This window comes from Sphingobacterium suaedae (genome assembly GCF_042684625.1).
Taxonomy (GTDB): Bacteria; Bacteroidota; Bacteroidia; order Sphingobacteriales; family Sphingobacteriaceae; genus Sphingobacterium; species Sphingobacterium suaedae.
In genome coordinates this window covers 265,912-287,614 of the sequence record NZ_JBHULR010000021.1, presented here as the reverse complement: position 1 = coordinate 287,614, position 21,703 = coordinate 265,912, and the positions used below count along the sequence as shown (strand labels likewise).

Genomic DNA, 21,703 nt, shown 5'->3' with positions numbered 1-21,703 from the left:
GAAAATTGTTGCTCCTCTTCAACATTTTTCATTTTCTATTGTTCTCTAAAAAAGGAAAATTATGAAAAAGTTCTCGTTTATTGCACTGATCGTATTCGCAACCATGACATTGACAAGTTGCGAAGTTATTGAAGGTATTTTTAAAGCGGGTGTGTGGTCTGGTGTTATTCTCGTTGTTCTCGTTATCGCACTCATCATATGGATTATCGCAAAGGTCGCTGGTGGAGGAAAGCGTTAAGATTCTATTAAATACGCGTGCAGGTGTGCCAAAGGTAATGGGAAATACCTATTTTAGATTAAAAGAACACCATGCGTCGACGGCTCATACTCTTACTTTTGACGATTGTTTCTTGCGGTTTGGCCTATGCGCAGGAAGGTTACCCCATGCCAAAAGTAAAACATCTGCTTTTTTATATTCAACACAATAGGGGACACAATACATTCCTATACCAGCTTCATATGAATGCTGACGGACGTGTTATTCGGGAGGCTCCGATAAAAGTAACCCGACAGCTTTTCGACGAAGGAGGAGAAATAAAACCGTTGACGGATTTACAGCGGCGGTTTGCGTACGGGGTGAAAATAAATGCTGGACGGGGGGGTGATTATATATTCACTATAGCGGCGTATCCCAAATTGAAGTTTTTATTAAAAATGAAAGATTCAACACATGGAGCCGTTTACACCCACATCCATCGGAAGCGCATGGAGGTAAAAAGATTGTTCCTCGTGCAGCGAGAAGGTACCTCTGGTTTAGGCACGAAGTTAGATTATATCTTATTTTACGGAATGGACATACAGGGGGAAAATGTGGTTGAAAAGTTGATCCCTTAGATAACAAGCAGCTTACCGGGCTCGGCGTAACAGCTTTTTGACAGCAAAGCGGATTATCTAACACCTTTTTTACAAAGGAGCATTGGTTCCATAGCTTTACCTTAGTAGTTTTGTGGCGCATGCTACTTAAACTGGTACATTACTTTGTTCTCCTTTGTTACGTAAATATCATCGCCTATGAAGGTGGTGGGAACACCGTTGTGCATCAGGAGGATTCTCTCCTAAATGGCGAATCATTATTAGAATTTGTATTAGACGATGTGCTCGACCTTCCCGTCGACGAAGATGCAAAAGATGTGGAAATTCGCTACGACGAATACCGTTCCATTTCCTATCAATATTTTGTACTACCCCTATTTGTACTTGTTCTCGGAACTTTTCTCACGTTTCAAAAGTACGATGAAAAGGTAAAACATCCTGTTTACGACGGTAAAAAGCGACAAATAATACCTGGATATTATCGGTTTCTCTATCGACTGAAACCCTTTTAATCTTTGTTCCCAATAGTTTCCTAATTCTCAGGATACCTTCGCAAGTGTACCTTCTTATTCAAGAGGTTTGCTTGGGATGGTTATATCATCTTTAATCATTTATTTAAAATAGTATAGTGCATGAAAACAGTTTCATTGGTATTCCCTTTGATGGGATTGGCGTTAGCAATTAACAGCTGTACCGTCAACAGTACAGAGAGTAAATCCGAACCTGTGCGGCAGGTTCCGGTCGCGGGGCTTACAGTAATGGATACCACGATTTACAAAGAGTATATCGCCGATATTCAGGCGACAAGAAATGTAGAGCTTCGATCACGTCTGAGCGGATTCTTAGAAAAAATTTATGTGGATGAGGGTGCCATCGTGAACGCAGGGCAGGTATTATTTAAAATGAACGATGAAGAATATAAGGCGGACTTTGCTAAGGCACAAGCTGCGTTGAACATTGCCATAGCCGAAGCTAAAAAAGTAGAGTTGGAGAAAGAAAGGACAAAAAAATTAGTCGAAAAAAATATTGTTTCTAAAACAGAACAGGAATTAATTGCGGTGCAATACAAGGCCGCGCTGTCCAAAGTAGAAGAGGCAAAAGCAGTCGTCAATCAGACACAGACAAAGTTAGCACAAACATTGATTCGGGCGCCGTTTAACGGGCGTATTGACCGGATCCAGCTGAAGGCGGGGTCTTTATTGGAAGAAGGATCCTTGATTACTACTATTTCGGACCTGAACGCATTAAATGTATATTTTGACATTTCGGAATCGGAATATTTAAACTTAGCGAGCGACTCTAACTTTAGAAGCAACAGTTTTAAAAGACAGGTGAAACTGATCTTAGCAAATGGCCAAGAATATCCGCACACAGGAGTAGCCCAAATCGTGGAAAGTGAATTTGAGCCCAATACGGGATCGATATCCCTGCGCGCGAAGTTTCCGAATACGGATGGGCTTCTCAAGCACGGGGCATCTGGTAAGATCGGCGTGCCCATCTCAACGGGGAGCACGAAATTCGTACACCAAAAATCGGTTCTCGAAATTCAGGATAAGACCTACGTGTACGTGGTCAATGACGACAAAACAGTAAAGATGGTGCCGTTCCGATCCGGACAGCGTATCGGACACTATTATATCGTTGAAGAGGGTCTTGAAAACGATCAGCGCATCGTTTTTGAAGGCGTGCAAGGTCTGCGGGACGGTATGACCATTCAGCCTATTTTGAAAGATAATAAGATTGAGAAGGAAGAAATTTTAGCCGAATAGTCCATGTTTGAAACCTATATACGACGACCGATATTATCGTTGGTAATATCCATTTTTATAACATTATTGGGCGTATTGGCACTGTTTACGTTGCCTATTACGCAGTTTCCAGATATCGTTCCCCCCTCTGTAGTTGTGACAGCTAATTACACGGGTGCAAATGCCGAAGTGAGCACAAACGCTGTTGCTATTCCTCTGGAAAAAGCAATAAACGGTGTGGCGGGAATGACGTCTATGAATACCGTAACTACGAACAATGGCACAACACTTATCCAAGTAGCCTTTAAGGTGGGGGTAGACCCCGATATCGCCGCTGTAAATGTGCAGAACAGGGTAACAACGGTGTTGGACGAACTTCCAGAAGAAGTCATCCGTGCCGGCGTAACAACAGAGAAAGAGGTGAATAGTATGTTGATGTACCTTAATATTTACACCTCAGACCAAACGGCGGATGAACGATTTATCTACAACTTCACCGACATCAATATCCTGAAAGAATTGAAACGTATTGAAGGCGTGGGCTTCGCTCAAATTATGGGGATGAGAGATTACGCCATGCGTGTGTGGTTAAAGCCCGATCGTCTCGCTGCATATGATATATCGACCGATGAAGTCATTGAATCACTTCGCCGTCAAAACATAGAAGCGGCACCGGGACAAACAGGGATAAGTTCAGACAAAACCGTTAATATGCAACAATACGTATTGCGTTATCCCGGCAAATTTTCTGAACCCGATGAGTATGCAAACGTACCTATCCGTGCCAATGCCGATGGTGCCATTATCCGTATACGCGATATTGCAGACGTGGAATTTGGATCCTTGGATTACGAAATGGTATCGAAAACGGATGGTCGTCCGTCAGCCTCTATCATGTTGAAGCAGTTGCCTGGTTCAAATGCACAGGATGTAATCCAACGGGTGAAGGATCGTATGGAAGAATTGAAAGGCGCTACTTTTCCTCCGGGGATGACCTATACGATGGGATACGATGTATCAAGATTCTTGGACGCGTCCATATCTAGTGTCGTAAAAACCCTATTGGAGGCCTTTATTTTGGTATTTTTGGTTGTTTTTATCTTTTTACAAGATTTTCGTGCCACCATTATTCCCATCTTGGCTGTACCGGTCTGCCTAGTCGGTGCTTTGTTTTTTATGCAGATGCTAGGCTTTTCCATCAATCTGTTGACATTGTTCGCGTTGGTACTCGCTATCGGTATTGTGGTGGATAATGGTATTGTCGTTGTCGAAGCTGTTTTTGCGAAAATGGAGGAAGAACATCTGCCGCCAATGGAAGCAACTTTAGCGGCGATGAAAGAAGTTGGAGCGGCGGTTATCGCTATTACATTGGTGATGTCAGCGGTCTTTATACCGGTGGCTTTTCTTTCCGGACCGGTAGGCGTATTTTATAGACAGTTCTCATTGACCCTTGCATCGGCTATCGTAATTTCCGGTATAAATGCATTGACACTAACACCGGCGTTATGCGCACTGATCTTACGGTCGCCACACGATAAGAAAGAGTCAAATAGTTGGCTCGCCAAATTCTTTAAAAAGTTCAATGCAGCATACGATAAAACAGCAGGTCGATACAGAAATTTATTAGTAAAGATTGCTGGACGTCGCCTAGTGACAATCGGTTTGCTAGCGGTGTTCTTTATCAGCACATGGGGTGCGAGTACGATCCTGCCATCAGGCTTTATACCCACGGAAGATCAAGGGATGATCTACGTAAGTGTCACCACGCCACCAGGTGCTACCGTCGATCGGACAGAAAGGGCACTGGATGAAGTCGACGAAATAGCGCGTGGCTTGGAATCCGTGGAGACCGTCTCTACATTGGCTGGTTATAGTATTTTGACGGAGGTTTCTGGAGCATCGTACGGTATGGGTATGATTAACTTAAAATCATGGACTGACCGATCGAAAACGGTAGATGATATCATCAACAATCTACGTGAAAAAACAGCACACATCGCCGATGCTGAAATCGAATTTTTTCCGCCACCGACGGTTCCCGGTTTTGGTAATGCCGCTGGTTTTGAAATGCGTTTGCTGGATCGAAGTGGAAATGAAGATCTAGGAAAGACGGCGGAGGTACTGGAAAAGTTTTTAGCGGATCTAACGGCGTCCGAAGCAATCGAAAGCGCTTCTTCGGGCTTTGATGTGAGCTTTCCACAATATATGTTGGAAATAGATTATGATATGGCTGCAAAGAAAGGGGTATCTGTGGAAAATGCGATGAATACGTTGCAAACACTCATGGGTAGTTTTTATGCGACGAACTTTATACGATTCGGACAAATGTATAAAGTCATGGTGCAGGCAGATCCGCATTACCGGCAGCGTCCCGAAGATGTGTTGAATTTGTTCGTAAAAACCAACAACGGTGAGATGATTCCGTATTCATCTTTTATTTCTATGAAACGTATCTACGGCCCAGAGCAGATTACGCGTTATAATATGTTCACATCGGCCATGATCAATGGGCAGCCGGCTCCAGGCTATAGTACTGGCCAGGCGATTGAGACCGTTCAGAAGCTCGCCGAACAGCTGCCAAAAGGTTACAGTATTGAGTGGTCTGGAATGACACGTGAACAGGTCATTTCAGGAAATCAGGCTATGTATATTTTTGCCCTGTGTTTGGTTTTTGTATATCTGTTGTTGTCCGCTCAATACGAAAGCTTTTTATTACCGTTGCCTGTTATCTTATGTTTGCCGGCAGGTATATTTGGATCTTTTTTATTCCTTAAAATCTTTGGTCTGGAAAACAATATATACGCACAGGTCGCTTTAGTCATGTTAATCGGTTTGTTAGGAAAGAATGCCATTCTAATCGTGGAGTACGCCGTTTTAAAGCAGAAGCAAGGTATGGGGGTTGTTCAGGCAGCGATAGAAGGTGCTTATGCACGGTTGCGGCCTATTCTCATGACGTCCTTTGCTTTCGTAGCGGGTTTGATTCCACTGATGTTGGCGACAGGAGCTGGAGCTATTGGCAATAGAACGATTGGTACGGCTTCCGTTGGCGGGATGGTTATCGGTACAATTCTTGGAGTTCTTGTTATCCCCGGGCTGTTTATATTGTTTTCCAAAAAGCAAAGAAAACAAAAAAAACGAATAGCCGAAATGGTGACCGCGTTGGTGTTGGTAGGCTTTATAACTTCTTGTAACGTACCGAAAAAGCTGTCGGAACAGACACATCGCTCGTTGCCGGAGACCTTTCATAAAGATACCATCGTAGCGAATGATACGGCATCGATTGCCAATCAGCCATGGAGAGATGTGTTTGTCGATCCATATCTGTCGAATCTGATTGACTCCGCATTGCTATATAATTACGATCTACAGCAGGCTATAAAGCGAATAGAGATTGCGCAGGCAAGCTTTAAACAGCGAAAGGCGGCATTACTGCCTAGTCTTGACGCAGCTGCTGAAGCTGGTTTGAGAAAATATGGTTTTTATACGGAATCCGGAATTGGGAACTATGATTCCAATTTTTCGGACAACCTCAAGGACGACGAAAAGATACCGGAGCCCGCTGTTCCAGATTATTTTGTCGGCGTGAGAGCCTCTTGGGAACTCGATCTGTGGGGGAAGATCAAAAATCAGAAAAATGCAGCCTTTCAATCGTTATTGGCAGAGAATGAAGCACGTCGTCTGGTGGAGACAGAGATTGTAACAAACATTGCGTCAGCCTATTATGAATTATTAAGTTTAGATGCAAAAATACGAGTGTTCGACAACAATATACGACTGAATGAACGAGCGTTAGAGATTACGGAGCTTCAAAAAGAAGCGGGCCGTTCTTCAGAACTCGGCGTTAGACAATTCCGCGCCTTTTTGGCAAACTCGAAAGCAGAACGCGAGAAGGTAAAGCAGGAAATCACTATATTGGAGCACCATATCAACTACTTGGTTGGCCGATTCCATGTTCCAGTAGAACGAACCGAGGAGAGCTTTGGTCAAAAGCGACTGTTTGATAAGCTAGATGTGGGGACTCCTTTTCAGATGCTGGCACAGCGTCCCGATATTCGCGAAGCTTCTTTTCTGTTGACGAGCGCGATACATGATGTAAAAGCCTCTAAAGCGGCCTTCCTTCCAACCGTTGTGTTGTCGCCATATATAGGTCTACAGACATTCAGTTTTAATAAACTGGTAGACTTTGATAAGTCGTTAACCTATGGGCTCTTAGGTGGTTTGACGGCACCGCTCTTCAATCAACGTCAATTAAAAAGCCAGTATGAAACGTACAAAGCGACGTATGGACTAAATTTTTTGGAATACGAAAAGCGCGTGTTGACGGCTTACAATGAAGTATCTAATGCCGTCAAAACACAGGAACATATCCAAAACCGTGAGGTTCATATTCTGGAGCAGGTTCAGGCGCTAAAGGGCGCAGTAGAAGCTGCAAACGAATTATTTATTGCAGGACGCGTATCTTATCTGGATATCATTACCGCCCAAAAGGACGCTGTAGCCGCCGAGATAGACGAAGTGGAAATCCAAAAAGAGGAGCTTCTAAACGAGATTGTTATCTATAAAGCATTGGGCGGTGGCTGGGAATAGGAGCATCAGAAACATGCATATACGAATAAGGGAGACTCAGCAGTCTCCCTTATTTTTTATTACAAGAGCTGTATTTAGCTCACTAATAGTTTGTATCCCTTCCCATGTACATTGACGATTTCAACATTTGGATCTTCTTTTAAGTACTTACGGAGTTTACTTAGGAAAACGTCCATACTACGTCCCGTAAAGTAATTGTCGTCGTGCCAAATTTTAACTAGCGCTTCCTCACGGGTTAACACATCATTTTTATTCAAACACAACAAACGTAACAGCTCTGCCTCTTTCGTAGACAACTTCTGTTGTTGCCCTTTATAGGAGATGATCTGGCTTGTATAATCGAAGAAGTAATCACCAATTTCAAACTTGTCCGCAATATCTTCTTCATTGTCTTTGGAAGCACGTTTCAGTAAAGCGTTGATGCGCAACAGGAGTTCTTCCACCCGAAAAGGTTTCGTAATATAATCATCTCCGCCCAATTCGAAGGCTTGCGTTTTATCTTCCATCATTCCTTTTGCTGTCGCATAGATAATAGGCACCGTTTTATCCATTTTACGGATATCCTTCCCTAAAGAAAAACCGTCTTTTTTGGGCATCATGACATCAAAAATGCACAGGTCGTATTTTTCTTTGCGAAAAGCTGTTAACGCTTCATCGCCATCGTGGCAAAGTGTGACGTCGAATTTTCCTTTTAGTTCTAAGTAATCCTTTAGAAGCTCGCCCAAATTGGGATCGTCTTCTGCTAATAATATTTTTTGCATATGAATGATCAATTTTTGAATACTTGCCCATCTTGTTGCGCTCCCTTCAAAGGAAATACCAACTCAAAGATTGTGCCTTTGTCTTTCTCACTTTTTACTTGGATTTTTCCGCTTAGGCGTTTCACAATATCATTTACATAGCTGAGGCCTAATCCGAAGCCTTTTACATTATGAATATTGCCTGTCGGAATGCGATAAAATTGATCAAAAATCTTCTCTTTTTGATCTTTCGTCATGCCCATTCCTTTATCGGCGATTGTGATCACAATGTTGGTTTTGGTGTTGTGCGTTTTCACCGTGATTTCCGGTGCATCTTTACTATATTTAATGGCATTATCTACTAAGTTAAAAAACACGTTGGATAAATGCAATTCATCGCCGACCACGAGATCTTGAGACGCACTAATATCCGTATGAAGCACGCCCTGTGCTTTCTGAAGCTGCAAGTGCATGCTGTCTAGCACACCCGTGACGACAGCATTGATCCGCACGTCTACCTTTTCTATTTTTAGATTTTCTTTCTCTAGGCGGGCTATATTTAATACCCGTTCGATGTGATTTCCTAAGCGGACATTTTCGTCATAGATAATGTTGGCCAAGCGATTTACACGTTTGTCGTCCGAAGCGATTTCCGGATCCCGCAATGACTCACTGGCGATCATGATTGTTGCCACCGGCGTTTTGAATTCATGCGTCATATTATTCATGAAATCCGTCTTCATCTCCGAAATTTTCTTTTGTTTGAAGATGATACTCAGCGTATAAGCAAATGCGCCGATTAGTAAGCCTAAAAGAGCAACCATCGGAAGAAGCATGTAGCTCATGGTGTCGCGTATAATAGAAGATTTGTTCGGGAAGTATACAGAAAGTAACCCCGGAGAGTTTCCTAAGTCGTTCTCGAACAGTTTTGTGCTGTATTTTGCCAGCTTTTTAGCACTGTTTGGATTTGTACTTTGTAACGTTTCATAAATAACCAAACTTCGGTCGTCCCGGATTTCCATATTGAAAGGAACATAGATCTCTCTTTTAGCGAGTTCGGTATCCAATTCGGCTTTGATAAATTTCGTGTTTAAGCGCTCACGAAACGGTTTTTTCGCTAGCTCGATGCTTGATTCCACATCCTTTAATATCGTTTGGCTCTTCCCGCCTATAATGGCTAGAGTATCGAAAAGACTGGTGGCCCCGGCGAGCTTTTTTACATGGAGCGCCTCTAGTTGTTTTTCTAGATTATGTAGTTCGAATGCAATATCTGCATTAATCCTCGGCATGAGGGTAGCGGTTTGGATGGCTTGTACTGATCCGTTTGCAAAATACGGAATAATATACCGGGTACTATCATCCTTCGCTGGAACCAATGGTATCTTGCGTTTGGCGGTCAATTGGATATCTGTGTTAAAATAACCTTCGCCAAGATACTTATTACTGATATTAAAATCGATTAGCTCTTGATAACGTTTCCGTTTGACATAAGTTTCATAAAAGGAGTTCGTAACAGAGACGGCGTTTGGGAATAAGCCCCTTAGGTTCTCTTCAGCTTCTCGATAACGTTGTTGATGTTCAAATTGTTGCACCTGCAGTCGCTTGATCCGTTCTTGGATGCGGAGTTGCTCGGCCAGCACGTTTTCCTTCTGTTGTTGTATTGCTTGGTCGGCTTTATATTTTTCTTTGTTGATGCGTTCCTGTTCCTTGGCGAAATCAAATATCTCACGCTTTTCAATCTTTGCTGCGACAGTGGTCAAGGCGGCTGTGACCGCTTCGTCAAACAACTGTGATTTTTGTCGATAAGATTCCCTGACGAAATAGTACTGCATCGCCATTACCCCCAGTAGAGCAATTGACATTAGCCAGATAATCAGAGTAATACTGCGCTTCTTCATTCTTTGTTACAAAAATAGGGATGAAACTAGCTTTAAAGGTGTGTTTAACACAATTTAACAAGGCTATAGCGAATATGCAAATCAAATCGGTTAAATTTATGTTGCCACAACGTAAATCAGGAAAGATGAAATATATAGGTATGTTAGTAGCTTTATCGGTGACAGCCGGGGCGGTTGTCGCACAAGGCGCTGGGCGGCCTACAGGGCCGAATCCGCCCGCCGTTGGGCGAACTTTTGTGGATAGTGTAGGGGCAAAGGTTAATGTCGATAGCGCAAAGATCGAAAAGGAAGAGCCTCTTCCGATTCCTACAGCAAGGCCGAAAACCCAATACAAATATAATATGCCGGTCAAGAAACTGTCAGGAAAGGGTTTAGCATTGATGCCCGGAACAGAGCCGTTGGACGCCTTAGAGAAAAAGCACATTTCGCAAGATACAGGAGCAATGGATACATTAAAGATCCTAAAATTGCTTCGTCCCACTCAATAGCCGGAGACTTCAGAAAAGTACACCGATGTTATTAAGGACATCGGTGTTCAGTCTGTACGTTACATTTTCAGTCCGATTTCCCGTAAGCGCTCGTCCAAATATTGTCCTGCAGTGTAGTCTGTGTAGGCTTTTGGATAAGCCTCAGAAATACACGAGTCTAGACTCGCCAAATTCATCGATGATTTCGGATGTAAAAAAAAGGGAACCGAATATCGAGACGTTTTCATGAGTTCTCTAGGCGGGTTGACCACGCGGTGCGTAGTTGATTTTAGTTTGTTGTTGGTTAGGCGTTGGAGCATATCGCCTACGTTAACCACAATATCTTCTCCTTTTGCCTTGATCGGGAACCAATCCCCATCTTTCGTTAATACTTCCAGGCCGTCGGCACTTGCTCCTATAAGCAAGGTGATAAGATTAATATCTTCGTGTGCCCCCGCACGTACAGCGTCTGCCGAAATGGTCTCGGGGTGTTCAATTGGAAAGTAGTGGATGGCCCGAAGAATTGAGTTCCCGTTAATAACAAATTCTTCAAAATAATTTTCTTCCAATTCCAGATAAGATGCAATGGCCTTTAATAGGTGTCGCCCCGCGTCTTCCAGTTTTTTATAGATTTCTGCAGTAACTTCATTAAAACGAGGTAGTTCTTCCACAAGAATATTGTCTGGAAAGTCTACTTTGGAATACTCTTCACCCACGATGGTTTGTCCACGCTGCCAAAATTCTTTTAGATCTGGAGTGTGTGCACCCTTTGCTTTTTCTTTTCCTTTACCCGTGTATCCACGTTGACCAGCAAGTTCGGGAAATTCGTATTTTCGTTTTACGGCTTCGGGTAAATCAAAGAACGCTTTCACGACGACGTAAAGCTCCTCAATCAGTTCCGGACTTAGGCCGTGATTGGCAATCGTCACGAATCCTGTATCGTTAAATGCTTGACCAATGTTCTGTATAAATTTCTCCCGTTGTGCGGTATCGCCGTGCGTATACTGCTGTAAATCTAACCGAGGAATGTTTACTAGTGCCATATCTGTTTTGTTAAGTTACAAAGTTAATGCATCTTCCGGCCGCGTGTTTATAATAGCCTGTTATTTTCCTCTAAATATAAGAAAATCAATGTGTAAAAGTTTTCCACAACTTTAAAGTCGGAAACATTCAAACACGATGACCAACAAAAAGAAATATTTAGAAACAGTTGGTTTTCTCAAATCATTCTCTTAAATTTGTTATGCTTGCATAGTAAAAAATAAATCAGATTATGAGCCAGGAGAATACCATTGATTATTTCTTAAAGACGAGCTGGCAGACGGTGGCCAACAAATACAACGTCATAGCCTCACAGTTCGGTTTCACCCAAGCTGCTGGGTATATTTTGATCAACATCCACAAAGAAGGGACATCTGTTTCTCATATAGCGAATTCAACCGGTGTGAAAACAACATCACTTTCACGCGTGCTAAACAATTTGGAGTCTTTAGGCTTTATTTATAGAGAGGTAAATGCATCAGATAAACGTTCTGTTAAGGTTTATCTGACGGATCTCGGTAAGGAAAAGCGACGGATTGCTAAAGGTGTCGTGCGGCAATTTAATGAGTTCTTAGACGCTCAACTTCCAGAGAAAGAGCGGGTGCAATTGATAAAGTCGTTGCAAAAAATAAACGAGCTTGCCGCCAACTATAAGCCAGATGTAGAAAAAATGGATGTTTAGAACAAATTAAAAACACGAAAAAATAGCTAGAGATGAATAGAAATATTAAAAAAGTAGCGGTCTTAGGTTCTGGCGTTATGGGGTCGCGGATCGCCTGTCACTTTGCTAATATTGGTGTAGAAGTGTTGCTGTTGGATATTGTGCCGAAGGATTTACTTCCTCAGGAGGAAGCGAAGGGGCTGACCTTGCAGAGTGGGGCAGTGCGAAACCGCATTGTCAATGCCTCACTTGAAACGGCGCTGAAGACAAACCCTTCTCCCATTTATAGCAAAAGTTATATTTCCCGGATCAAAACCGGGAATTTTCAAGACAATATGAAGGATATTGTTCATTGCGATTGGGTGATAGAAGTAGTTGTCGAGCGTTTAGATATCAAGAAATCGGTATTTGATCAAGTGGAACAATACCGTAAAACGGGCACGCTCGTGACATCCAATACCTCGGGGATACCTATTCATTTGATGACTGAAGGGCGGTCGGACGATTTTAAAGCCCATTTCTGTGGAACGCACTTCTTTAATCCGCCGCGATATTTGGAGCTTTTGGAAATCATCCCAACTCCAGACACAAGGCCGGAGGTAGTGGAATTCCTAACTCGTTTCGGTGATAAGATGTTAGGCAAAACGGTAGTTTTATGTAAGGATACGCCCGCTTTTATCGGTAACCGCATTGGCGTATACTCCATGTTGGCCATAACTCATTTGGTGGAAGGCTTGCAGTTGTCGGTTGAAGAAGTGGATAAATTTACCGGTCCGGCAATGGGACATCCCAAGTCGGCGACCTTTCGTACAGCGGATGTGGTGGGGCTCGATACCTTGGTTAACGTGGCAAATGGTTTAGCGCAAAATGCACCGGACGACGAAGCGAAAGCCGTTTTTCAGCTGCCGACATATATCACCAAAATGGTGGAGAACAAATGGCTGGGCGAAAAAACGAAGCAAGGCTTTTATAAGAAAGAGAAAGATGATAAAGGTAACTCGGTTATTCTTTCGTTGGACATTCAAACACTCACGTATAAAGACCAAAGCAAGATTAAGTCTACCACATTGGAGGCAACGAAGCCGATCGACGATATCCGAAAGCGAATGAAGGTTTATGAACAAGGTACCGACAAAGCTGCTACGTTGTTCCGGGCGATGCATTACCCGCTTTTCGAATACGTCTCTCGACGCGTGCCGGAAATTACAGACGATTTTTACCGAATCGACGACGCCATGCGAGCGGGCTTCGGATGGGAATTAGGGCCTTTTGAGGTTTGGGATGCGTTGGGTGTGCGCGAAACGTTGGAGAAGATAAAAACGGAAGAGAAGCGGTTGCCCGGGCAAACGGGTGAAGTTGCTGCTTGGGTACACGACATGCTGAATGCGGGATGCGAGTCGTTTTACCAGGTCATTGAGGGAGTAAAACACTTTTATGATATCAAAACGAAGACCTACCAACCGATACCGGGAGCATCAGATCTTATCGTATTGGACCACATTCGGGATAACCATACGATCTGGAAAAATAGTGGCGTGACCATTACAGACTTGGGAGACGGTATCATCAACTGTGAGTTCCATACGAAGATGAACACCATCGGAGGCGACGTGATTCAAGGCTTGAATAAAGCAATCGATATAGCAGAAAAAGACTATCGGGGACTTGTGATTACCAATGACGGTAAGAATTTCTCCGCAGGAGCCAATATTGGAATGATTTTCATGATGGCGGTTGAGCAAGATTTTGACGAACTCAATATGGCTGTACGTATGTTCCAAAACACAGCCATGCGCATTCGTTATTCGGCAATTCCCGTTGTTGTCGCTCCATTCCAGCTCACGTTGGGAGGAGGCTGTGAATTTTCGATGCACGCTGACTTTGTCCAATTACATGCGGAAACCTATATGGGGCTTGTCGAGTTTGGTGTAGGCGTGATCCCCGGTGGGGGCGGTTCCAAAGAATTTGCGTTGCGCGCATCAGAGGAATACAAACCTGATCAAATTGTTCAAAATACCTTAAAAGATCGGTTTTTGACAATCGGGCAGGCGAAAGTATCTACGTCTGCCGTCGAAGCGGCAGAACTCGGCTATCTTCGAGAAGGTAGATATGCCATAACAATGAATCGGAAGCGTCTTTTAGCTGATGCGAAAGCGAAGGCTTTGGAACTGGCAGAAGCGGGATATGTTCAGCCTGCTCCTCGTCAAGATATTAAGGTGTTGGGTAACCAGGGGCTAGGTATCGTATATGTAGGAGCATCATCGATGCATGCAGGGAAATACATATCAGATCATGATAAGAAAATTTCTGAAAAGCTGGGCTGGGTAATGTGCGGTGGAAACTTATCTGCCCCCACAGAAGTATCCGAACAGTATCTGCTTGACCTCGAACGTAAAGCTTTCCTAGAATTATGTGCCGAACGGAAAACGTTGGAAAGGATACAGCACATGTTAACGAAAGGAAAACCTTTGCGAAATTAGCGAGATAGATCGTCCGAATTTTAACAGGGCAGACATTATATTGGCGCTAAGCAAAAGAAACTCGACAGGATTGCGATGGGATGGATGAAAGCGACGCGTTGGTTTTTTGGTTTTCATAAAATTGTTGAAAAAGTAAAAAATGATAGGAGGCAAAAATGGTACTTCCTATCTAAAATCTAAAAATAATGGAAGCATATATCATAGCAGGATATCGTACCGCAGTAGGAAAGGCGCCTAGGGGCGTGTTTCGGTTTATGCGTGCCGACGATTTAGCCGCAGAAGTTATCAAACATATGGTTTCGACAGTTCCGAACTTAGATGTGGAACAGATCGACGACGTTATTGTTGGGAATGCAATGCCTGAAGCAGAGCAGGGATTAAATATGGGACGTCTTATCTCTTTGATGGGATTGAATACTGATAAAGTTCCAGGAGTTACCGTAAATCGGTATTGCGCGTCGGGATTGGAAACAATAGCAACAGCTGTCGCCAAAATAAAGTCGGGTATGGCGGATTGTATTATTGCGGGAGGAGTGGAGGTGATGTCCGGGATGCCCTTTGGCGGATGGAAAATAGTTCCTAATCCAACCGTCGCTAAAGAGCATCCAGATTGGTATTGGGGAATGGGGCTGACAGCGGAGGCCGTGGCGAAAGAGTTTAATGTGTCTCGGGAAGATCAAGATGTTTTCGCATTACGTTCCCATCAAAAAGCGATCGAGGCAATCAAAAATGGACACTTGAAAGAGGGGGTGGTGCCCATTACAGTTGCTGAAAATTACGTCAAGGATAACAAGATTACAACACGGGAGTATATAGTAGATACAGATGAAGGACCACGCGCTGATTCATCCGCCGAAGCATTGGCCAAACTAAAGCCTGTGTTTGCGGCTGATGGATGTGTCACGGCCGGAAACTCTTCCCAAACCTCCGATGGTGCTGCCTTTGTACTCGTGGTTTCAGAACATAAGTTGAAAGAATTACAAGCCCAGCCTATCGCGCGTTTGGTGAGCTACGCTGTGGCTGGTGTTCCGCCGCGTATAATGGGTATTGGACCAATTGCCGCTATTCCAAAAGCGCTGGACAAGGCAAACTTGAAAAAAGAAGATATTAGCCTCATTGAACTGAATGAAGCTTTTGCATCGCAGTCGTTGGCAGTTATCCGCGAGCTAGGCCTGGATGATTCCCGGGTTAATATCAATGGGGGAGCGATTGCTCTTGGCCACCCCTTAGGATGTACAGGGGCGAAACTGACGGTGCAGATCCTGCATGATCTTAAACGTAGGAATGAGAAGTATGGAATGGTTACGATGTGTGTTGGAACAGGTCAGGGAGCGGCAGGAATATTTGAAATGTTGTAGTTTTTCAGTAAAGATTTAAGGAGATAGACAATGAGCCAAAATAATACAATAAAAGGTGGAGAGTTCGTGATTCGCGAAACGCCATACAAAGAGATTTTTATTCCCGAGGAGTTTGATGAAGAAGCGAAAATGATCCGCCAAACCTGTGTAGATTTCTTGGAAAGCGAGGTGTTAAATAAGCTGGATCGAATCGATGCACAGGAAGAAGGGCTGATGCAGGGTTTGCTTGATAAAGCCGGCGAACTGGGAATGCTGGGGGTATCGATACCCGAGCAGTATGGCGGGTTTGGTAAGAATTTTAATACGTCAATGTTGGTTGCTGACGCCGTTGGAGGAGGTTATTCGTTTGCGGTCGCCTTATCTGCCCATACAGGAATTGGTACCCTGCCTATTTTATATTACGGAAACGAGGAACAGAAAGAGAAATATATACCTAAATTAACTTCTGGAGAGTGGAAAGCATCTTATTGCCTAACGGAACCCAACGCAGGTTCTGATGCTAATTCCGGACGTACATCTGCAAGATTAAATGCCGAAGGTACACACTATCTGATCAACGGACAAAAGATGTGGATCACAAATGGCGGTTTCGCAGATATATTTATTGTTTTTGCCAAAATCGACGAGGATAAAAACCTAACGGCTTTCATCGTGGAGAAAAATTTCGGCGGAATAACGATGAACCCCGAAGAACATAAACTGGGGATCAAAGGATCGTCTACACGACAGGTTTTCTTCAATGATTGTCCTGTGCCGGTAGAAAATATGTTGTCCGATCGTGAAAACGGTTTTAAAATTGCCGTTAACATCCTTAACATTGGCCGTATAAAGCTAGGGGCAGCAACTATCGGTTCCTCCCGTTCCGTTATTACGCAAGCGGTTCGCTACGCAAATGAACGCGTACAATTTAATCTCCCGATTTCAAAATTCGGAGCTATTCGCTATAAATTAGCGGAGATGGCTACTCGGCTATATGCGACGGAATCAGCAGCCTATAGAGCAGGACAAAATATCGACGATGCATATGAAGCGTTAATCGCTTCTGGTATGGAAGAGGCTAAGGCTAAGCTCAAGTCGGTGGAGCAATTCGCAATTGAATGTGCGATAATAAAAGTATGGTGTTCCGAAATGTTGGATTATGTCGTGGACGAAGGTGTACAAATTTATGGGGGAATGGGCTATTCCGCAGAAGCACCGATGGAACGTGCTTACCGTGATTCGCGGATCAACCGAATCTTTGAGGGAACGAACGAAGTGAATCGGTTATTGATTGTCGATATGTTGTTAAAACGTGCCATGAAAGGCGAGCTAGACCTCATGGGGCCAGCTACAGCAGTAGCGAATGAGCTGATGGCGATTCCGGATTTCGGAGCCGAAGACAATACGCCTTTTGCTGTCGAGAAAAAATTGATTGCAAACCTGAAAAAAGCAGGGTTGTTGATTGCCGGTGCGGCGGTTCAAAAGCTGATGATGTCTTTAGCTAAAGAGGAAGAGATCCTTATGAATATCGCAGACATCATCGGTTATGTCTATATTGCGGAATCTGTTTTATTACGAGCTGAAAAGATTTTTCACCTGCAAGGAGATGCTGCGGCAGAGCTGCCAACCGATATGGCGAGGGTGTATTTGTATGGAACAATAGATAAAGTGCACGCTGCCGGCAAAGAAGCGTTGTATTCATTTGGCGAGGGAGACGAATTGAAAATGATGTTGGTTGGACTCCGTCGTTTCACAAAAGCGGAACCATTTAACGTCAAAGATGCTAGACAGCGCATAGCGAAAAAGCTGATCGAAGAAAATAAGTACTGTTTTTCGTAAACATACATTGGTTGATTAGGAGCCCGTCGTAAGTACATCACGACGGGTTTTTTGTTGTTCAGAAGTTTAATTTTTAAAACATTTGGTGCATCGGGAAACCACCGTCCCTCTTATTTGTTTTTCATAAGGTACATGTATATCCGGTTGTACCATGATATTGATCGCAAAAAATGAAAAAAGTTGTGTTAGCGGGCGGTTCAGGAAATTTAGGTCGACTTCTGATTCCGTCATTTGTAGAAAAAGGTTACCGCGTTGTCGTCCTCAGTAGAAGTATACACAACTCCGACCAATTGTCCGTGGACTATGTACAATGGGATGGAGAACATGCCGGCGCTTGGAGCACCGTATTAGAAGGCGCTGACGTCCTGATAAATTTAAGTGGCGAAAGCGTCAATACCCGATTTACCGCTGAAAATAAAAAGCGATTGGAGGATTCTCGACTCTTGCCAACAAAGGCACTAGGACGAGCGATAAAGGGTTTGGTTAACCCTCCGATTTCTTGGATAAACTTTTCAGGTATTTCGCTGTTTCAGGATTCCTATGGGATGCATGATGAACAAAGTACCAGATATGGTTCCGGCTTCTTAGCCGATCTGACTCGACATTGGGAGGACGTTTTTGGCACTATACCAGCGCCGTTAACGAAGAAGATAGTTCTGCGGCTAAGCCCTGTGCTGATGAAGTCTTCCGGTATATTTGCCGAGCTCTATCCATTGGCCAAATGGGGCCTGGGTGGAAAGGTGGGGAGCGGTGAACAATTTATCAGTTGGATACATGCTGCGGATTTTGTTCGGATAATTCATTTTCTGATCGACCAAAAACAAGCGACGAGATCTTTCTATCATGCCTGTAGCCCAAACCCCGTGACGAACGCTGTATTCATGAAGGAATTGCGGCAAAGTGCTGGAATGTACTTTGGGCTGCCGCTGCCGACGCTTTTAGCGCAAATGGGCGCTGTTGTTAAAGGGGTAGATCCCAGCTTAGTATTCGGCAGCACGGAAGCGACGACAAAATATCTCCTAGATGATGGATTTGAGTTTAAATATGCGTACATTCACGACGCATTTAGACAACTAATCAAATCAACTTAAGCATGTCATCTAGTAGAACCAGTTTATTTACAGAAGATTGGGTAGTCGTTATCTTAGGACTAGGGATTATTTTCCTTGCGCTGTTCGGTATTGTAGTGCCCAAACCATCTTTTTCTTGGGATTCACTGTCCATCTTGTTTTCCGAAATTGTAGCCGGCGACAATCTGCTCAAGTTAGGCGGCCAGTTTGTATTGGTGTACGCTGTGGCCATCTTGGGAGCATTGTTGCTCGGAAAACCATTGAAAGCCTTGCTAATCGTCTTTCCAACAGTCTTTATCATCACTGTTTTTGCCTTGATTCTGGCCGGCAACAAAACCGTAAAAGAATATAATTTAGAAGCTGTTATTTTCAGTTTAGCGATCGGTTTGCTGATCAGCAATTGCTTTTCCCTTCCTGCATGGTTTAAAGAAGCACTGTCTACGGAACTTTATGTAAAGATCGGTTTGGTGCTGCTCGGAACTACTGTTATTTTTGGGGAAATCCTTAAAGCGGGTTCATTAGGTTTGATACAAGCATCGGTAGTCGTATTGTCGGTTTGGTACTTTGCCTTCTGGTTGTGCAAAAAAATGAAAATCGATCAAGAGATGTCTATGATGTTGTCGAGTGCTGTTTCCATTTGTGGAGTTTCCGCAGCCATTGCGACGTCCGGTGCTATAAAGGGGGATGCTAAAAAGTTGTCTTATGTCATCTCGCTCGTACTCATTACGGCAATTCCGATGATGATATGTATGCCCTACATCGCCAGTTGGATGGGCTTATCGCAAGAAGTGACAGGCGCTTGGCTTGGAGGAAGTATCGATACAACGGGCGCAGTTGTTGCATCGGGATCATTAGTGGGAGAAGAAGCATTGAAAATAAGTACAATTGTCAAGTTCTCCCAAAATGTATTATTAGGCATAGCAGCTTTTGCCATCAGCATTTATTGGACATATTCGAATTCGAAAAGTGCTGAAAATGCGGAGAAACCGACATTAAAAGTAATTTGGGAGCGTTTTCCGAAATTCGTATTGGGATTTATCGTTGCTTCTATGCTTTTTTCCTTTTTTATTTCACCGGAAACGGTGGCGGGTGTGAAAGATAGTTTAAAAAGTATACAAGGTCTTTGGTTTGCATTAGCATTTACGTCTATTGGTCTGGAAACCAACTTTAAAGATCTGTTTGTGCACAATAGTAAAAAGCCGTTGTATGCGTTTTTAGTCGCACAGTTTTTCAATATTGTGGTCACACTTGTTATTGCTATGGTTCTTTTTCGATAGAAGTTTGTCGTGTCAATGGTCAAAAATCATTATGGAATTTAACTAAAATTTACATCATAGTAGAAGAAGCTATAATTGGATGAACGAAAAAGAGTTGTTAGCCTATTATAAGCGTACAGGCGCTGTGGAAACACTTGGTAAGTTATATACACCCTATATGTCTCTGCTTTACGGTGTATGCTTCAAGTATCTTCAGGATCGCGATAGGAGTCAAGATGCGGTCATGCAGATTTTTGAGCAATTGATCGAAAAACTACGAGTACACGAGGTAGACAATTTTAAAAGTTGGTTGTATGTATATGCGCGCAACTACTGTTTAATGGAACTCAGAAAAAACAAACATAAATTCGTTGATATTGAGGAGCATCTATTGGAGAGCGAGTCGAAGTTAGATGCGGGAGAGGAACGCCGTTGGGCAGAAGCTGATTTCGAGCGGATGGAAGCATGTCTAGAGACCCTTCAGGATCAGCAAGCGCAAAGTGTTAGACTCTTTTATTTACAACAGAAATGCTATAAAGACATTGCAGATGAGATGGCTATCGATTTGAATAAGGTCAAAAGCTATATACAAAATGGCAAACGTAACCTGAAAATATGTATGGAGAAGAAGTATAATGGAAAATAATTATCAACTATCCCGGATACACAATTACGTTAGCGGTTTAATGAGCCGCGAAGAGATGCATATATTAGAGCGAGAAGCATTAGATGATCCATTTCTGCAGGATGCGATTGACGGTTATAGCCTGCAACATGGGGTGGATGCAAAATCCCTCAGTTTGCTGCAACAGCGCTTAGAAAGACGGGTTGCAGAACATGCACGGCAAAAGAGCACCCATTTTTACAGTTGGCAGCGTTTAGCGATAGGGCTTGCCGCCGGAGTTTTATTTATAGCTGTATGTATGCTATTACTTATTAGGCATTTGCCCAATCGAAATTCTTCGAATATCACGGAAGTCGAGTTGATGGACGACGCGCTTACTAAAATTCAAATAGAATCTTTGGGAAGCGCGGATGCTCGCCCTGTAGGCGGCTGGGATGCTTTTTCGGCATATTTGGAAAGCAAGTATTCGGGACGCAACACAGATAGACAAGTAGACGTACATTTTAGAATTAGTCAAAGTGGAATACCTGTAGATGTTCGGATAGTGGGATCTGACGCCGAACAAATTGAGCCAGAAATACTTCGTCTATTTCAACAGGGACCTAAATGGAACGGGCAGGTCGGCAACGTGCGGATCACTTTTCCAGAATAAAAATAAAAATTCCGAGAGCTTATAAGCAGAAAGCCCGTGTTCATACACACGGGCTTTCTGTTTCAAACGAATTGTTATGCAGGGATTAAAATGGTAAATCGTCATCGTCAGCACCTGATGATGAGATATCAACAGGAGGCATATCTGCGTATCCCGGTGCAGGTGCTGATTGACCCGCGTTTGCTAACTTCGTTACGCGCCATGCGACTAATGAGTTGAAATACGTCGTAACACCATCTTTATTCGTCCAAGGACGGCCGCGAAGGTTGAAGGATACTTCAATCTCATCCCCTATAGCCAAATTATCAAATATGTTAACGCGATCTTGCGTAGATTCAAAACGAATATATTCTACAAATTGTGGGTTTTCGGCGTACGCAACGATCAAATCTCTCTTCTTAAAAGACTCCGTTACTTGTTGCGTAGCTCCTATCTCATGAACTTTTCCTCTTATTTCCATATCAAAACTTATTAAACTGTAAAATTAAG

At 43.3% G+C, this 21,703-nt stretch carries 18 protein-coding genes; 14 read left to right on the top strand and 4 right to left on the bottom strand.

Annotated features, from left to right (window positions below):
- Window positions 1–61: 61 nt before the first annotated feature.
- From ACFSR5_RS20520 to ACFSR5_RS20500, 5 genes are all read left to right on the top strand, one after another.
- Window positions 62–238, top strand: coding sequence for a hypothetical protein (locus ACFSR5_RS20520; protein WP_380906449.1), 177 nt, complete (start codon window positions 62–64; stop codon window positions 236–238).
- Window positions 239–309: 71 nt separating this feature from the next.
- Window positions 310–834 carry a DUF4833 domain-containing protein gene (locus tag ACFSR5_RS20515; protein ID WP_380906448.1) on the top strand — a complete coding sequence of 175 codons (525 nt, stop codon included), beginning with the start codon at window positions 310–312 and terminating at the stop codon, window positions 832–834.
- A gap of 119 nt (window positions 835–953) precedes the next feature.
- On the top strand, window positions 954–1,325 hold the full coding sequence (locus tag ACFSR5_RS20510; protein WP_380906447.1) for a hypothetical protein: 372 nt from the start codon (window positions 954–956) through the stop codon (window positions 1,323–1,325).
- 120 nt (window positions 1,326–1,445) lie between these two features.
- Window positions 1,446–2,582: an efflux RND transporter periplasmic adaptor subunit gene (locus tag ACFSR5_RS20505; RefSeq protein ID WP_380906446.1), complete on the top strand. Its 1,137-nt coding sequence runs from the start codon at window positions 1,446–1,448 to the stop codon at window positions 2,580–2,582.
- A gap of 3 nt (window positions 2,583–2,585) precedes the next feature.
- Window positions 2,586–7,148: an efflux RND transporter permease subunit gene (locus ACFSR5_RS20500; protein WP_380906445.1), complete on the top strand. Its 4,563-nt coding sequence runs from the start codon at window positions 2,586–2,588 to the stop codon at window positions 7,146–7,148.
- 74 nt (window positions 7,149–7,222) lie between these two features.
- Here the strand turns inward: ACFSR5_RS20500 and ACFSR5_RS20495 are convergent, their stop codons facing one another.
- Both ACFSR5_RS20495 and ACFSR5_RS20490 read right to left on the bottom strand, forming a co-directional pair.
- Window positions 7,223–7,909 (bottom strand): response regulator transcription factor, encoded by a 687-nt coding sequence (locus tag ACFSR5_RS20495; RefSeq protein WP_380906444.1) that lies wholly within the window; start codon window positions 7,907–7,909, stop codon window positions 7,223–7,225.
- 8 nt (window positions 7,910–7,917) lie between these two features.
- The gene (locus tag ACFSR5_RS20490; protein ID WP_380906443.1) at window positions 7,918–9,786 is read right to left on the bottom strand and encodes a sensor histidine kinase; all 1,869 of its coding nucleotides are present in this window, start codon (window positions 9,784–9,786) and stop codon (window positions 7,918–7,920) included.
- 20 nt (window positions 9,787–9,806) lie between these two features.
- On the opposite strand from ACFSR5_RS20490, the gene ACFSR5_RS20485 reads away from it, so the two are divergent.
- Window positions 9,807–10,274, top strand: a complete 468-nt coding sequence (locus ACFSR5_RS20485; protein WP_380906442.1) for a hypothetical protein — start codon at window positions 9,807–9,809, stop codon at window positions 10,272–10,274.
- 59 nt (window positions 10,275–10,333) lie between these two features.
- Here ACFSR5_RS20485 and ACFSR5_RS20480 read toward each other — a convergent pair whose 3' ends face one another.
- Window positions 10,334–11,296, bottom strand: a complete 963-nt coding sequence (locus tag ACFSR5_RS20480; protein ID WP_380906441.1) for an isopenicillin N synthase family dioxygenase — start codon at window positions 11,294–11,296, stop codon at window positions 10,334–10,336.
- Between the two features lie 230 nt (window positions 11,297–11,526).
- Here ACFSR5_RS20480 and ACFSR5_RS20475 point away from each other — a divergent pair, with 230 nt between their 5' ends.
- From ACFSR5_RS20475 to ACFSR5_RS20440, 8 genes are all read left to right on the top strand, one after another.
- A complete protein-coding gene (locus ACFSR5_RS20475; RefSeq protein WP_380906440.1) occupies window positions 11,527–11,976 on the top strand; it encodes a MarR family winged helix-turn-helix transcriptional regulator in 450 nt (149 codons plus the stop codon).
- A gap of 32 nt (window positions 11,977–12,008) precedes the next feature.
- Window positions 12,009–14,435, top strand: coding sequence for a 3-hydroxyacyl-CoA dehydrogenase/enoyl-CoA hydratase family protein (locus tag ACFSR5_RS20470; RefSeq protein WP_380906439.1), 2,427 nt, complete (start codon window positions 12,009–12,011; stop codon window positions 14,433–14,435).
- 185 nt (window positions 14,436–14,620) lie between these two features.
- Entirely contained in the window at window positions 14,621–15,793 is a 1,173-nt protein-coding gene (locus ACFSR5_RS20465; RefSeq protein ID WP_380906438.1) for an acetyl-CoA C-acyltransferase, read from the top strand.
- Window positions 15,794–15,823: 30 nt separating this feature from the next.
- Complete coding sequence (locus ACFSR5_RS20460; protein ID WP_380906437.1) at window positions 15,824–17,611, top strand: acyl-CoA dehydrogenase family protein; 1,788 nt, start codon at window positions 15,824–15,826, stop codon at window positions 17,609–17,611.
- Between the two features lie 170 nt (window positions 17,612–17,781).
- Window positions 17,782–18,702: an epimerase gene (locus ACFSR5_RS20455; RefSeq protein ID WP_380906436.1), complete on the top strand. Its 921-nt coding sequence runs from the start codon at window positions 17,782–17,784 to the stop codon at window positions 18,700–18,702.
- 2 nt (window positions 18,703–18,704) lie between these two features.
- On the top strand, window positions 18,705–19,958 hold the full coding sequence (locus ACFSR5_RS20450) for a YeiH family protein (protein WP_380906435.1): 1,254 nt from the start codon (window positions 18,705–18,707) through the stop codon (window positions 19,956–19,958).
- A gap of 79 nt (window positions 19,959–20,037) precedes the next feature.
- Window positions 20,038–20,583 (top strand): RNA polymerase sigma factor, encoded by a 546-nt coding sequence (locus ACFSR5_RS20445; protein WP_380906434.1) that lies wholly within the window; start codon window positions 20,038–20,040, stop codon window positions 20,581–20,583.
- Window positions 20,573–21,214: a hypothetical protein gene (locus ACFSR5_RS20440; RefSeq protein ID WP_380906433.1), complete on the top strand. Its 642-nt coding sequence runs from the start codon at window positions 20,573–20,575 to the stop codon at window positions 21,212–21,214. The genes ACFSR5_RS20445 and ACFSR5_RS20440 overlap by 11 nt, the downstream gene beginning before the upstream one ends.
- A gap of 85 nt (window positions 21,215–21,299) precedes the next feature.
- On the opposite strand, the gene ACFSR5_RS20435 is transcribed toward ACFSR5_RS20440, so the two are convergent.
- Window positions 21,300–21,674 carry a DUF3127 domain-containing protein gene (locus ACFSR5_RS20435; protein ID WP_380906432.1) on the bottom strand — a complete coding sequence of 125 codons (375 nt, stop codon included), beginning with the start codon at window positions 21,672–21,674 and terminating at the stop codon, window positions 21,300–21,302.
- Window positions 21,675–21,703 lie beyond the last annotated feature (29 nt).

Excerpts from the sequence above, each read along its gene's own strand:
- ACFSR5_RS20520 (WP_380906449.1), top strand. The coding sequence starts at position 62 with ATGAAAAAGTTCTCGTTTATTGCACTGATCGTATTCGCAACCATGACA.
- ACFSR5_RS20515 (WP_380906448.1), top strand. The coding sequence starts at position 310 with ATGCGTCGACGGCTCATACTCTTACTTTTGACGATTGTTTCTTGCGGT.
- ACFSR5_RS20510 (WP_380906447.1), top strand. The coding sequence starts at position 954 with ATGCTACTTAAACTGGTACATTACTTTGTTCTCCTTTGTTACGTAAAT.
- ACFSR5_RS20505 (WP_380906446.1), top strand. The coding sequence starts at position 1,446 with ATGAAAACAGTTTCATTGGTATTCCCTTTGATGGGATTGGCGTTAGCA.
- ACFSR5_RS20500 (WP_380906445.1), top strand. The coding sequence starts at position 2,586 with ATGTTTGAAACCTATATACGACGACCGATATTATCGTTGGTAATATCC.
- ACFSR5_RS20495 (WP_380906444.1), bottom strand. The coding sequence starts at position 7,909 with ATGCAAAAAATATTATTAGCAGAAGACGATCCCAATTTGGGCGAGCTT.
- ACFSR5_RS20490 (WP_380906443.1), bottom strand. The coding sequence starts at position 9,786 with ATGAAGAAGCGCAGTATTACTCTGATTATCTGGCTAATGTCAATTGCT.
- ACFSR5_RS20485 (WP_380906442.1), top strand. The coding sequence starts at position 9,807 with ATGAAACTAGCTTTAAAGGTGTGTTTAACACAATTTAACAAGGCTATA.
- ACFSR5_RS20480 (WP_380906441.1), bottom strand. The coding sequence starts at position 11,296 with ATGGCACTAGTAAACATTCCTCGGTTAGATTTACAGCAGTATACGCAC.
- ACFSR5_RS20475 (WP_380906440.1), top strand. The coding sequence starts at position 11,527 with ATGAGCCAGGAGAATACCATTGATTATTTCTTAAAGACGAGCTGGCAG.
- ACFSR5_RS20470 (WP_380906439.1), top strand. The coding sequence starts at position 12,009 with ATGAATAGAAATATTAAAAAAGTAGCGGTCTTAGGTTCTGGCGTTATG.
- ACFSR5_RS20465 (WP_380906438.1), top strand. The coding sequence starts at position 14,621 with ATGGAAGCATATATCATAGCAGGATATCGTACCGCAGTAGGAAAGGCG.
- ACFSR5_RS20460 (WP_380906437.1), top strand. The coding sequence starts at position 15,824 with ATGAGCCAAAATAATACAATAAAAGGTGGAGAGTTCGTGATTCGCGAA.
- ACFSR5_RS20455 (WP_380906436.1), top strand. The coding sequence starts at position 17,782 with ATGAAAAAAGTTGTGTTAGCGGGCGGTTCAGGAAATTTAGGTCGACTT.
- ACFSR5_RS20450 (WP_380906435.1), top strand. The coding sequence starts at position 18,705 with ATGTCATCTAGTAGAACCAGTTTATTTACAGAAGATTGGGTAGTCGTT.
- ACFSR5_RS20445 (WP_380906434.1), top strand. The coding sequence starts at position 20,038 with ATGAACGAAAAAGAGTTGTTAGCCTATTATAAGCGTACAGGCGCTGTG.
- ACFSR5_RS20440 (WP_380906433.1), top strand. The coding sequence starts at position 20,573 with ATGGAAAATAATTATCAACTATCCCGGATACACAATTACGTTAGCGGT.
- ACFSR5_RS20435 (WP_380906432.1), bottom strand. The coding sequence starts at position 21,674 with ATGGAAATAAGAGGAAAAGTTCATGAGATAGGAGCTACGCAACAAGTA.